The organism is Pseudoalteromonas sp. PB2-1 (assembly GCF_045040605.1).
Classification (GTDB): domain Bacteria; phylum Pseudomonadota; class Gammaproteobacteria; order Enterobacterales; family Alteromonadaceae; genus Pseudoalteromonas; species Pseudoalteromonas arabiensis.
Window position 1 is genome coordinate 1,559,212 of the sequence record NZ_CP090667.1, and the last position, 13,202, is coordinate 1,572,413.

The window sequence follows — 13,202 nt, forward strand, 5'->3', positions numbered from 1 at the left end:
GCCACCACCAAATTGTGATTTGAATTGTTTTGTTCATTTTTGTTGCTTATTTAATGTGTCTGAAAGTGCATACAGTAAAGCGTACCTATGCCGATACTGTCAAGTATTAATTTACCACAATTACTATAAAAATTTTGTTATACTCACATCATTGATTCAAGAACTTACGTTAAGCAGTCTTTCCCTTTGATAAAATACGATTTACATAGCCACACCACATACTCAGATGGTCAGCTATCAGTCGAGCAATTGTTACACCGCGCGGTTGAAAAAAACATTGATGTGTTTGCAATTACCGATCACGACACGTTAAGTGCGATAAAACCTGCGCGCCAAGTCATTGCAGTTGATAATTTACCGCTTACATTGATTGCTGGTGTAGAAGTATCAACAAAGTGGGAAAGCTTTGAAATTCATATAGTTGGTTTAAATGTTGACGATGACAATGAATCACTGCTGTCACTACTACACGCGCAACAAGCCAAGCGTGAAGAGCGAGCAACAGAGATAGGTCGTCGTCTTGCCAAAAATGGTTTTGATGGCATTTATGAGCAAGCTAAAACATTTGCCGAGAATGCACAAATCACACGGGCGCATTTTGCCCGTGCACTAATTGAACGTGGTGTAGCTAAAAACTTCCCGGGGGTATTTAAAAAATACTTAGGGCGAGGCAAAACAGGCTATGTACCAAGTAGTTGGTGCGATATGCAAACGGCAATTGCTGCAATTCACCAAGCCGGCGGGGTTGCCGTACTTGCACACCCTGGGCGTTATCAAATGTCGAATAAGTGGCTGCGTAAGTTAATAATTGAATTTAAAGGCGCAGGTGGCGATGCCATGGAAGTGGCACAGCCACAACAAGCACCCAGTGAGCGCCAGTTTTTAGGGGAGCTTAGTCGTGAATATGGCTTACTCGCGTCGCAAGGTTCAGATTTTCATTTTCCGACCAGCTGGTTGGAGTTAGGTAAAAACTTATACTTACCAAAAGATTGCCAAGGGGTTTGGCAAGCATGGGAAGGGCAATAGGAGCGTGTAATGAGTCAGTTTTTTCATATTCATCCAGATAATCCGCAACCACGCTTAATCAGCCAAGCGGTTGATATTATTAAGCAAGGCGGTGTTATTGTATACCCAACCGATTCGGGTTATGCACTTGGCTGCAACATTGGTAATAAACAAGCGAAAGAGCGCATCGAACGTATTCGTGGCATTGAAAAACACCATAACTTTACTTTGGTCTGCCGCGACTTATCGGAGCTATCAACTTATGCTCGTGTCGATAATCAGCTGTTTCGATTAATTAAAAATAACACCCCAGGGCCATATACGTTCATCTTTAAAGGCACTAAAGAAGTACCAAAGCGCTTATTAAACGAAAAGAAAAAAACCATTGGTATTCGTGTTATCGAACATCCAATTACCTGTGCTTTACTGGCTGAATTAGGTGAACCGTTAATGTCGTGTTCTTTAATTTTACCAGGGGAGCAATATACCGAAGCTGATCCTGATGAAATTCGCGAGCGTATTGAAAAGCAAGTTGATTTAATTATTCATGGTGGGTATCTTCCTGAGCAAGCAACCACCGTAATTGACTTGTCGGATGATGATATCGAAATTCTACGTGTCGGTTGTGGTGATACTAAACCATTTGAGTAGAGACTTCATTGACTAGCCAACCGCTTGATGCGACAGATAATTTACAAGAGCCAGTACAGCAAAAGCTGCCACTGGCTTTTTTGCATGGCAAAGCGGTGGTCGATAAGCCTGAAGACTTATACATTCCACCCGACGCGCTTGAAATCATTTTAGAGACCTTTGAAGGGCCACTTGATTTACTTCTGTATTTAATCAAAAAACATAAATTGGATGTGCTAGAGCTCTCTATTTTTAGTATTACTGAGCAATACGTTAGTTATGTTGAAATGATGAGCGAGTTTCAGCTTGAACTAGCAGGTGAATACCTCGTAATGGCGGCGCTATTAGCACAAATAAAATCACGATTATTACTACCAAAACATGAAGAGCTTGAAGAGGAAGAAGACCCACGAGCTGAGCTTGTAAGACGTTTACAAGAATACGAGCAATTTAAAAAAGCCGCCGAAAATCTTGATGAAATCCCTCGCGAAGGCCGCGATATCTTTGTTGCCGAAGCGCTGGTGCCAGAATTTGCTGAGCAGAATGCCTTGCTACCTGATGTTGATATGAAGGACTTGTTAGTTGTGTTAAGTGACGTTATGGCACGGGCGAAAACATTTGAGCATCACCATATTACCGCAGAGGCCTTGTCAACCCGTGAACGCATGAGTCTTATATTAGATAAACTTTCAGAAGCTCAATCACAATTACCTTTTCACACTCTTTTTACCATTGAAGAGGGGCGAAGCGGTGTTGTGGTAAGCTTTATCGCCATGTTAGAGCTGGTGAAAGAAAACCTGATCAGCTGCTTTCAGGTAGATGCCAGTAGCCAGATTTATGTTGGTTTGGTGGAAGAAAGCGAATAGCTGTAAGCTTTAAGTCAAACAAGTGGCTTGAAATAGAGTTCAAGGTTAGCCCCATAGGAAGCAATTCTGAATCTATCTTTAGTCTTTTACTAAGCTTTTTTAGCTAGTTCTTGTGTTTGAAATCTATAGTTCATGTGAGTCCTTAAATGATGTTAATTTAGAATTTGGTACGTACGAGATACACTACAATGAAGCTAAGAGATTTAAATGAAAGCCATTGAAAAAGTTACAGTAGTAAAAGAGATATTTCTTATGCTAGCAGCTATCTGTGTTGCTGCTTGGGCTGTTTATGGTACGTGGATTAAACGAGAAGAAAGTATTGCTGAACTTCAGGTTGTTGAGCTCCGACAAAAAACTAACCTAGCGTCTAGTGCACTAACTAATATTAATGTACAACAATTTATGACAGAGGGAGGAGTTGTTTTAGCAATAGGCATCACTCTGGAAAACATTGGCAATGAGGATGTTCGAGTTTTGCTTGATAATAATTCTATTTTAGTTGCAAAAATGGACTTTAAAGATGGACACGTTACCTACAACGAACCTGTGTATTTAGGGCATTCGAGATATCAAGGTAAAAATAAAATTGCTTTGCCTTTTATTGATATAGGACCTCGTGAAAAATATGATATCTCTTATGCTTATAAGGTAAGCAAGCCAGGAATATATTTGGTTAGATTTCTTTCTACGATGCATAGCAAGAGTATTGACGTGAAGATTGCAGAAAATTTTGGTGAAGGTGATTTCGTAAAATATAGTACAGGTATAGAGCGGATTGTAAACGTGCAAGAGTGATCTGTCTTATAGCTGAAAGTGAATTATCCGAGTATTAAAGAGTAATTCATAGTGATTGGTTTTATCGGCTTAAGTTCTAGACTATAAATTAAACTCTTTTTCGCCCAGATTATGCTGCCGCAAAGAGATTAATTAATATAAAAAATGATGAATGATTTTAAAAAAGGCGATTTTTAAAAGTATCGCCTTTTTAATTTTCGCTACAAGTAAAGTTTGATTAGATTTTTGTCATTAGCTTTACTGTTTCTTTGGTATTTCGAACTGAATTTGCAATCATCCGAAAGTTAATTAAAGAAGCTTCATAAGCATTCATGCCTGGCAGAATTGCACCTGCGGTTGCATCTGAAACAACTTGTACTTCAAAGCCTTGCTCCATAAGTTCTCTTAAGTGAGATTCTGTACATAAATTAGATGACATACCTGCAAGTATTACTTTACCGATCCCTCTTTTTCTGAGCTGTAAGACAAGATCGTTAGAGTCAGGGCCGTACATTTTATGAGGGCTGGTAACTATCGTTTCACCATCATTTATGTATTTTTTATATTTTGGTAGCCAATCAGCCCCTGAATTTTTAAATCCATCAAGTGATAATGCATCTTTACGATCAAACATGTTGATATTGTGCATAAGCACTTCTAATGAACCTTGATGTTGCCATTTATGATCATGTGGGTAGTAGTAGTGAGGAGAGATAAACAGAGGAATATCTTTCTTTTTAGCGGTCTTCATTAAAGATTCGAGGTTTTCAACAGTGTTATTTTTCGTGACACTTTCACCCACCACACCCCAAGTAACACCTTTAGGGCTTAAAAAATCCACTTGTGGATCTGTAATAACAACAGCCGTATTACCCCGAGAATACTCCATACCAGGGTTTGGTAATCCATCAGCATAAGCTGTTGAGATACTCAATACGCTCATTGTGATAGCGACGCTTAACTGTTTAATACTAAATTTCATAATTACACCTTTTTGTTTACTTGTTTTAGCGCATTTATTATCACTACTAAACGAGAAATTCTTAATGTCTTAGCGTCCACAATTAGTGCTATAGCGCTTTAAGTTGTTTCACTTGCGTATTCAAAAGCTTACTATTTGAATATCGAGTGTAATGACAGGCAAATGTTGATGGATGCACTAAGTGTAGTTTTAAGAGATATTCATTTACGCGGAAGTGTTTATTTTAAAGAGTGCTTTCAATCACCTTGGGGATTGAGCGTAGCCTCAAGTAAAAAAGCTGCTTTTCATATAATTGATAAAGGGAGTTGCTGGTTAAATATTAAAGGCCGTGATGAGCAGATAAAGTTGCTGGCAGGGGATGCTGTTATTTTACCTCATGGTACTGAACATCAGTTATTAGATAATCCTAATTCTGATTGCCTACCAGCGGTGCAGGTCGTTGAAAAAATTCACAAGGGTGAAAATCCATTCTTAGGGAGTGATGGTCAATTTAATATTGTTTGCGGTTATTTTGAGTTTGATCGTGACTCTAATCATGCATTTGTTGACTCATTGCCAGAGTTGATTCACATCACGCAGGAATATCGGCATAGCTATAGTTGGTTGAACGCCGCAATTAAAATGTTAACAAGTGAAAGTGCTAATAATAACCTCGGAAAAGAGGTGCTTATTGACCGATTGACAGATGTTTTGTTTATTCAAATTATTCGTTGTTATATAGAACATAATAAAGAACAAGAGAATTTTATCGCAGCGCTCAACAGTGGCAGTCTAAATAAAGTTTTGTGTTTACTTCATGAAAGCCCAGAACTAAATTGGACATTAGCTTCTTTAGCTGAGGTATGTAATATGTCTCGTTCAAAATTTACAGCGCGCTTTAAAGAGTCGGTAGGCGTTACACCAATGAAGTACTTGCTGGCGAGACGGATGTTCAAAGCAAAGCAGTTAATTAGTCAAACACAGTATTCTTTAACATCGATTTCAGAGATGGTGGGCTATCAATCTGAAAGCTCCTTTAAAAGTGCCTTTAAACAGTTTTTTGGAAAAACGCCCTCTAATTATCGTTCTAAGTTGTGATGATAAAAGCGGTCAGTCTTTTATAATAAATCATTAGGAATAGTTTTTGTGTTTTAAAGGTCATTTAATGAGTCTTTAAACTCACAAGAGCATATCGTGATCAAATCAATTCTATTTTTAAAGGTCGCATTTAACAAAAGAACCTTAGTTACCGGTTTTAAGACTGCCCTTATTGTGGGGATTTTCTTAAACATAATTAATCAAGGCGATCTCATTCTAAGTATGAAATTAGCCGATGTTCATTGGCTCAAACTAGGACTGACCTTTTGTGTACCATTTTTCGTGTCTGTGTATTCTGCAACAATAGCACGTTTAAGGTTTGACCCAGGAACAAGAGCATGGGTTGAAGCGCAGTTAAGCTGTGGCAAATGTAATAAAGTGTCGTTGCATGTACTCAAAAATCACTTAGTTGGTGAATGTAGTAAATGCAGAGACAAAACGCTTTGGTACAAAAACCATTAACACTTTCTATTCAAGGGAAGTTATATCGCTGTGTAAATATGTGCGTAAATGCACAGATGATGTTTGTTTAACGCTATTTTAATTGCAAATAAGCTAGGCTATTCTATCAGTAGGAATAGCGATTTTCGGAAAAGAGTATGTTAAGCAACACTAAAACCAGCTACGGATGGGTAGCAATTGCACTTCATTGGTTAATGGCTCTTGGGGTGTTTGGCCTGTTTGGCTTGGGTGTCTATATGGTTGAGCTAACTTATTATGATGCTTGGTATAAAGGCTCCCTTGATTTACATAAAAGTGTAGGGATTACCTTGGCAGCTGTTTTACTTTTTCGTTTTGGTTGGCGGTTACTCGGTACACAACCTGAGCCGATATCTAATACTAAAACCATGAACTTTATTGCTCACTCAGTACATAAAATAATTTATTTATTACTTATCGTCATTGTTATAACCGGTTATTTAATCTCGACAGCAGATGGACGTGCCATTGACGTATTTAATTTATTTGCTGTACCCGCATTGCCAGGTTCAATCGCTAATCAAGAAGATATTGCAGGTGAAATTCACTTTTATGCCACATACGGGCTAATAGGTGTTGTTGTTTTACATGCATTAGGGGCACTAAAACATCATTTTATCGACAAAGATAAAACCTTAACTAGAATGATCAAACCACTAAAGGATGATTAATATGAAAAAGTTACTTTTAAGCACGGTATTAAGTGCGGCGTTATTTTCTACTGCAAATGCGAATGCAGCAGACTATGTGATTGATACAGACGGTGCCCATGCATTCGTTACTTTTAAAATTAAACACTTAGGCTATAGCTGGCTGCATGGCCGTTTTAACACTTTTTCAGGTGATTTTAGCTACGATAATAAAAAGCCTGATGCCTCTAAAATCAATGTAACGATTGAAACAAAGAGTATTGATTCTAACCACGCTGAACGTGATAAGCACCTACGTGGTAAAGACTTTTTAAATGTAGATAAGCACCCAACAGCGACGTTTAAAAGTACTTCAATTAAATTTGACGAAGAGGGTGATGAAGCTGATGTAACGGGTGAATTCACTTTAAATGGCGTCACTAAAACGATTACCTTTGAAATTGATAAAATAGGTGAAGGTAAAGATCCATGGGGGGGTTACCGTGTTGGTTTTGAAGGTGAAACAAGCCTAAAACTTGCTGACTACGGCATTGATTACAACCTTGGACCTGCATCTACACATGTGGATATTGGTTTATTTATTGAAGGTGTTCGTAAGTAACATTGTTTTAAAAGTGCCGCTTAATGAGCGGCACTTTCATTTCTATCCTTGAGCCTTTTCTCTAAAATTGGTTTTAAATTATCAGGTAACCAGCGCACTAAAATATCGTGATATTCTTGTGTATGTGCGATTTTTTCTAATGCAACATCTAATTGGCTAATAATGTGCCGGCCTTGTTCATTATTGGTGCAACCAATAAACCCCTCACTTAACTTGGGTGCCTCCGTAAGAGTGAGTTGTGTTAGTTTGTCTTCGAAGCCCATTGAATGAGCTAGATAATAGTGCTCGCTTGGATAACCCAATAGAATATCAATGCGTTTTTTACTTAGCATGTAAGTAAGGCTCGCTAAAGTATCACTGCCTGGGCGAAATATTATATTGGCATCATGATTGGTGTTTATCACGTCATCAATACTTTTACCAAACGAGCGGCTCATAGATACCCCAAGTGCAAGGTGGTTATCATTTAGCAGAGCTTTTAAAGAAATTGCTTTACTGGGGTCTAAATCGAGCGCTTTAATTAGCTCTTTTCGTATGGCTATTGATGGGGATAATCCAATTGTTGAGGTATGAGAGCTAAAAGCAATGTGCTGTTTACGATGCTCATTTTGATACAACGACAACATACAGTAATTGTTTTGTGGATTCGAAAGTTCGTGTATCACACGACTCGACGGATAAAGGGTATGTGTGAATCGATAATCGGGTAACGCTTTTTCTATCATTTTCATGACACTTTCGTCCCGTCCAGTACCTTCATAACGGTCATTCATGATGTAATAGGGTGCGAAATCAACGACTACCCATTGAATGGTTTTTGTTTGTTTTTCGGCGAATGAAGCTGCACAAAAAAAGAATAGTAAAAGAACACAGGCACGGCGCATCTTACTACCTATTAATAGTTAAAAATATAAGTGTAGCAGGGTTTTAGCTCAATGCAGAGAAGTAAAAACTAAAACGCCAGCAGAGCTGGCGTTTTTCGGTTTAGTTGGCTTTTAGCCATTTCACAAATTGGCGGGCATCACTGGCCTTTTGGAAAATGGCGTTTTTCAAGCCTTGCGTGTCACTAAAAATTACACGCTGTTTGTTAACCGATATTGACTGCACAGGATGTGCAATTTGGATCAGGGACCCATTGTATTTATATGACATAATAAAACTCACTCTTTCTGTTTGTCAGATTCTGTAGAGCTTTAAAGGCAGTTAAAAAATACAGTCTGACATTTGTTGTCTTGCGTACAGTGTTGACTAAGTTTGTGACAGTTTGGTGATAATTTTGAAATTCATCAAATTGTCATTTGGTAACACGACGTCGCAAGTATTTATACGAATATGCGGGAATTACTGGATCAAGGTAAGGGGTTAACCGCGAGGTTTCTAAAAACCAGACAACTAGACTACTTCACAAATGTTTTTTATGCAAGCTTTATTTTTAAAAAATCTACTTTAAATAGTGGCTTTTAATGTAGTGCTATAACTGCGTTATTTTTAAGGGAAGTGCTCGTTTACTCAAGCTATACAAAGACAAGCAAATAGACGTATTTACTTGTCTTTTAAATGTTTGCTGTTAATTAAGTACTTTAATTTGCTCAACTGAGGATACGTCTACATGAGTTTGGTAATAGTATTTATTTGTAGCTCGTCCTTGTGAGATGAAGTCTATTGTCACGCGTTTTGCTTCTCCCGTGACTTCTATCTCTTTATCAATAAAAAATGTCTCCGGAGATTCACCATATTTTTTAGTGAGTTCAGGTACAATTTTATAGTTTAAGGCAACTGTAATTGACCTTCTATCACGGTAATCTTTTTCAGTGTTTAAAAAGACGTCACCGCTGTGTTTTCCGGCGGCTTTAATGTGAAATTTAAATGTGCCTTTAATACTGTCAGGCGCACTCTCTTCACTCAAGGCTATCACGTCCATGGTATTACTCGTATCTATTCGTGAGGGTGATGAGCTACATGCAGCCAATGCTAATGTAGAGAGTAAAAGTAAGTATTTCATATTTAACTTCCTTGTAAGTGTTTAAATGATGTTTATTGGGTACAAATCGGCAGTTAGAGTAATTGTTCAATATGTCAAAAGCAACAGGATTATCTTTATTTATTAATTAGTTTTATGCAGTAGTCAGCAAAGGTCTCTACAGTCTTTCAAGTTAATCCATATCAATTTGAAGGGGATAGCTTGCCCAGGTTTAATATAGCTGGATGTTTTTTTGAAACAGGCGTATTCTAATCGGGACAATAAAAATAATAGTTTTAAGAAAGAAGTAGATTCATGAATTACCTCTTGGTAACAGACATTTTTGGTAAAACTGCTCACCTAACACAGCTTGCCCTGCAGCTTAAAAATCGAGTTAGAATGTGCGACCCATATATGGGGCAAATACAATTGCCAACAAATGAATCAGCCCAATATCAGCACTTTTTGAATGAGTGTGGGCATGACACCTATTTCGAGCGTGTCCACTTTACATTAACAACGATAAAACGTCCTACAACGATTATTGCTTTTAGCGCAGGAGCATCAGCAGCGTGGCGAGCACAAGCAGAACTACATAACCCTTTTATAAAGCAGCTCATTGCTTTTTATCCTTCGCAAGTGAGACACCACCTTTCGTTGAATGCGAATATACCTTGTCGATTTATTTTTCCTCACAGCGAAGCGCATTTTGATATCAAGCCTGTGGTGGCAGCTTTAAACGAAAAGGAACGGGTAGAGTGCAGTATAAGTGAATATGCGCATGGCTTTATGAATGCTTTATCTGAAAATTTTGATTTAAATGCTTATAAGTATTTTACCTCGCACTTACTTGCAAATGAGACAAGCTCAGCGCAATCAATACCTAATTAGAAAATCTGGTCTATAGTCATTACTAAATAATAATTAAAGTAATTACTATGTCTACAAATCAAACATACAGCCACTTTTTATCTAACCCTGTAGCTAAACCTCCATGCAGGATGCTCAATGCGAACATGTATGGCTTTTTTGTTTCCGCTTCTGAGCAAAAAATGCAGCATTATGTCGATGTTACGCTTAATAAACTTGCCAATGACTCGACAACGTTTAATGTTTTAGGGGAAACCTGCTTACTCACATTCACCGATATTGAAAAAATATCGTCACTTGCAGCACCTTTTTCTGAACATGGCTGGATGCAGGAAACGGATATTATCATTTGGTTGCCTGTCGCTAAAATGTTACATGGCGATATTAGCTATCTGTATTGGTACCCTGCATTTATTAGTGTGAATAATGTTTATGCGCTGATCAATGGTCGTGAAACATGGGGATACAATAAATATCTGTGTGACTATGAAATGCCCAGTAACATTGATGATAGCGGGCGATTCTCAGTGTCCTTGCAGTGTTTTGATAAGTTTTCGCCTGACTCCATGTTAGCTCAGCATGAGTTGCTCACTATCACGCGAGTGATAAAGCAAAAGCCCGAGAGTTTGTTAGATAATGTGGGGCAATTTGCAGAGCGTGTCGCCTCGGTTTTAAGTGATGACTATACAGGGATTGATTTATCCTTGTTAAAGCAATTACTTGATGGTTTCATTCATCCTCAAATGGACCAAATTTTATATAAACAATTTCCTGATGGTGAGGGTGAAAATTCTGTTTATAAAGCTGTTATCCACTCACCCTCAGTGATAAAAAAATTCATCAGCTAACGCTTTTAAAAAATGATTACAGCCTTAATGTTAATTTTTTAGCGAGCTTTCCGCTAAACGATATGTTTGGTATTGCTCTTGGTAAGCAAGCTGTACACCTACCGTTTTATGTCAGCATGGACTTTGATCAACTTGGCGCAACTGAAATTTTATCTGCGTAAGGGAAGAGTATGCAAAAAGAAAAAATTACCATAGTGGGTGGGGGAGTAGCTGCAATGACAGCTGCAGTTTACTTAACTGAACAGGCTGATTGGCAACAAAAGCGTGAAATTACAGTTTATCAACAAGGTTGGCGATTAGGTGGCAAGGGCGCGAGTGGGCGCAATAGCCATTTTGCAGAGCGTATTGAAGAGCATGGATTGCATGTTTGGTTTGGTGCATATGTAAATAGTTTTCGTACTTTGCAAGGAGTGTATAACTCATTAAACAGGCCAGCTACACGTCCACTTGCTACATGGCAAGAAGCATTTAAACCCCATAGCTTTATTGCCCTGCAGGAGTACATTGATAACGAGTGGCAAACGTGGCCAATTGATTTTCCGACAGTTGCAGGCAACCCAGCAGATGGAAGTTTAGACATCACTGTGTGGGATTTTGTAACCATGACTTTGGCTTGGTTAAAAAAGTGGACTGAAGACATCGAAGAAATATGCGAACAACATCACGCTGAAACAAGATTGGTGACAAAAAAATCGCGGGATCAATCATTACTTAAATACATGTATCAGAAAATTAAAACTGATATTGATCATACCCTAAGTAGTACTAAGCAATTTATTAATGATATTGAGTCAGATGCTGGTGAGATTATCTCAAGTCCTCGTTCACTATTGACGCATTTACTGCAATTTTCTTCGCAACAAACAACGCACACCGACACACAAGCCGATCGTTTAGTTATCTGGTATATCGTACGAAAACTGAAACGTTGGTTTAAAGCCCAAGTGATTGACTTATTGGATGACAGCCCAGAACTACGTCGACTTTTTATTAGTGCAGATTTAGCGATTGCAATGCTAACAGGGCTTATAAAAGACAAAGTTTATCGAGATGGTTTCGCCGTTATTAATTGTTACGACTTTCGACAATGGCTTGAGAAAAATGGCGCGAATAAAGCCTATAGTGTGAACTCTGCGCCAATCAGAGGCTTTTACGATTTGGTTTTTGCTTATCCAGATGGTGATTTTAATAAACCCGATGTTGAAGCGGGTGTGGCTGCACTTGCCATGTTGCGTATAGGTCTTTGTTATAAAGGCGGGGTAATGTGGAAAATGCAAGCAGGTATGGGAGATGTGATATTTGCACCAGTTTACGAGCTTTTGAAAAAACGGGGTGTGAAATTTAAATTTTTCCATCAACTCACCAACCTTGAAGCCGGTCAGGACACACAGGGTAAGGCGGTCGTTTCAAAGGTTGAGCTATGCCAACAAGTTAAGCTGGCAGTAGGAGAGTATGAACCTTTAGTCGACGTTAAAGGTTTACCGTGCTGGCCAAGTGAACCTATTTTTTCACAGATTGAGCCAAGCCAGGCTCATTTACTTCAGGAATACCAAATAAACCTAGAGTCTTTCTGGACTTCTTGGCCTGAGGTGTATGAAGAGCAGTTTAAGAAGCCTCTCCCTAGTATTAAATTAACTCATGGGGTCGATTTCGATATACTTATTTTAGGCGTATCAGTTGCGTCACTTGAGCACCTTGCCAGTGAGTTAATTGAGTTAGATAGCAATTTAGCAAAGCAATCGCAGCAGGTAAAAAGTGTTGCTACGCAAGCTTGTCAGGTATGGCTAAATAAAACTGATCAGCAGTTAGGGTTTGATTACAGCGTACTGAGTAAAGAGAAGCCAATTCTTAGTGGTTTTGTTGAGCCATTTGATACATGGGCAGCGATGGCTAATTTAATCGATAAAGAAGACTGGCCAAAACATAATGCCCCTGTAAATATCGCTTACTTTTGTAGTGCACTGAGCTGCAATAGCTACCCAGTAGCAACAAATCATCAGTTTCCAATTAAAATGAAAGAAGCTGTTAAAGCGAATATGAAAAATTTATTTAACCTTGATATGTCAGCCTTATGGCCAAACGCTTACGACAGTAATAATCAGTTTGATTGGCAAGTTTTTTTTAATGACCCAAGCAGCATTTTACCTGTATTCGAGCAACAGTACTGGCGGGCAAATATTGACCCGAGTGAGCGTTATGTTTTGTCGGTGACAGGGTCTAGCCAATACCGCTTAGCCACGGATGGTACCATGTTTAATAATTTAAGAATTACAGGAGACTGGATTAAAACAGGTGTTAATGCGGGCTGTGTTGAAGCGGCTGTGATGGCCGGAATGCAAACCTCAAGGTCGTTATGCGGTTATCCAGAAATTATTAGTGGTGAGTATGCATTTGAAAAAACAGATAAGAGCATTAAATGAGGGCTAAATAGTTTGATATTTCACAAATTATGTGTGAAT

At 38.5% G+C, this 13,202-nt stretch carries 14 protein-coding genes; 11 read left to right on the forward strand and 3 right to left on the reverse strand.

Annotated features, from left to right (window positions below; genetic code table 11):
- Window positions 1-186: 186 nt before the first annotated feature.
- From L0Z67_RS07225 to L0Z67_RS07240, 4 genes are all read left to right on the forward strand, one after another.
- Entirely contained in the window at window positions 187-1,026 is an 840-nt protein-coding gene (locus L0Z67_RS07225; protein ID WP_405128628.1) for a PHP domain-containing protein, read from the forward strand.
- Between the two features lie 9 nt (window positions 1,027-1,035).
- Window positions 1,036-1,656: an L-threonylcarbamoyladenylate synthase gene (locus L0Z67_RS07230; protein WP_193988685.1), complete on the forward strand. Its 621-nt coding sequence runs from the start codon at window positions 1,036-1,038 to the stop codon at window positions 1,654-1,656.
- 8 nt (window positions 1,657-1,664) lie between these two features.
- The gene (locus L0Z67_RS07235) at window positions 1,665-2,501 is read left to right on the forward strand and encodes a segregation and condensation protein A (protein WP_405128629.1); all 837 of its coding nucleotides are present in this window, start codon (window positions 1,665-1,667) and stop codon (window positions 2,499-2,501) included.
- A 207-nt stretch (window positions 2,502-2,708) separates the two neighbouring features.
- Complete coding sequence (locus L0Z67_RS07240; RefSeq protein ID WP_193988686.1) at window positions 2,709-3,296, forward strand: hypothetical protein; 588 nt, start codon at window positions 2,709-2,711, stop codon at window positions 3,294-3,296.
- A gap of 217 nt (window positions 3,297-3,513) precedes the next feature.
- Here L0Z67_RS07240 and L0Z67_RS07245 read toward each other — a convergent pair whose 3' ends face one another.
- Complete coding sequence (locus L0Z67_RS07245) at window positions 3,514-4,257, reverse strand: cysteine hydrolase (protein ID WP_193988687.1); 744 nt, start codon at window positions 4,255-4,257, stop codon at window positions 3,514-3,516.
- Between the two features lie 168 nt (window positions 4,258-4,425).
- On the opposite strand from L0Z67_RS07245, the gene L0Z67_RS07250 reads away from it, so the two are divergent.
- The 4 genes from L0Z67_RS07250 (at window position 4,426) to L0Z67_RS07265 (ending at window position 7,065) form a co-directional block, all read left to right on the forward strand.
- Window positions 4,426-5,334, forward strand: coding sequence for an AraC family transcriptional regulator (locus tag L0Z67_RS07250; RefSeq protein ID WP_405128630.1), 909 nt, complete (start codon window positions 4,426-4,428; stop codon window positions 5,332-5,334).
- A gap of 96 nt (window positions 5,335-5,430) precedes the next feature.
- Complete coding sequence (nrtS, locus tag L0Z67_RS07255; RefSeq protein ID WP_209438183.1) at window positions 5,431-5,796, forward strand: nitrate/nitrite transporter NrtS; 366 nt, start codon at window positions 5,431-5,433, stop codon at window positions 5,794-5,796.
- A gap of 137 nt (window positions 5,797-5,933) precedes the next feature.
- On the forward strand, window positions 5,934-6,485 hold the full coding sequence (locus tag L0Z67_RS07260; RefSeq protein WP_062568869.1) for a cytochrome b: 552 nt from the start codon (window positions 5,934-5,936) through the stop codon (window positions 6,483-6,485).
- Window position 6,486: 1 nt separating this feature from the next.
- A complete protein-coding gene (locus L0Z67_RS07265) occupies window positions 6,487-7,065 on the forward strand; it encodes a YceI family protein (protein WP_405128631.1) in 579 nt (192 codons plus the stop codon).
- Between the two features lie 20 nt (window positions 7,066-7,085).
- On the opposite strand, the gene L0Z67_RS07270 is transcribed toward L0Z67_RS07265, so the two are convergent.
- Entirely contained in the window at window positions 7,086-7,949 is an 864-nt protein-coding gene (locus L0Z67_RS07270) for a TIGR02285 family protein (RefSeq protein ID WP_062568871.1), read from the reverse strand.
- A gap of 683 nt (window positions 7,950-8,632) precedes the next feature.
- A complete protein-coding gene (locus tag L0Z67_RS07275; protein ID WP_062568872.1) occupies window positions 8,633-9,067 on the reverse strand; it encodes a hypothetical protein in 435 nt (144 codons plus the stop codon).
- Between the two features lie 273 nt (window positions 9,068-9,340).
- Between L0Z67_RS07275 and L0Z67_RS07280 the strand changes: the two genes are divergently transcribed.
- The 3 genes from L0Z67_RS07280 to L0Z67_RS07290 all read left to right on the forward strand — a co-directional run bounded on the left by L0Z67_RS07280 (window position 9,341) and on the right by L0Z67_RS07290 (window position 13,163).
- Complete coding sequence (locus tag L0Z67_RS07280) at window positions 9,341-9,916, forward strand: hypothetical protein (RefSeq protein WP_062568873.1); 576 nt, start codon at window positions 9,341-9,343, stop codon at window positions 9,914-9,916.
- A gap of 47 nt (window positions 9,917-9,963) precedes the next feature.
- Window positions 9,964-10,743, forward strand: a complete 780-nt coding sequence (locus tag L0Z67_RS07285; protein WP_405128632.1) for an acetoacetate decarboxylase — start codon at window positions 9,964-9,966, stop codon at window positions 10,741-10,743.
- Window positions 10,744-10,913: 170 nt separating this feature from the next.
- Window positions 10,914-13,163 carry an NAD(P)-binding protein gene (locus tag L0Z67_RS07290; protein ID WP_405128633.1) on the forward strand — a complete coding sequence of 750 codons (2,250 nt, stop codon included), beginning with the start codon at window positions 10,914-10,916 and terminating at the stop codon, window positions 13,161-13,163.
- Window positions 13,164-13,202 lie beyond the last annotated feature (39 nt).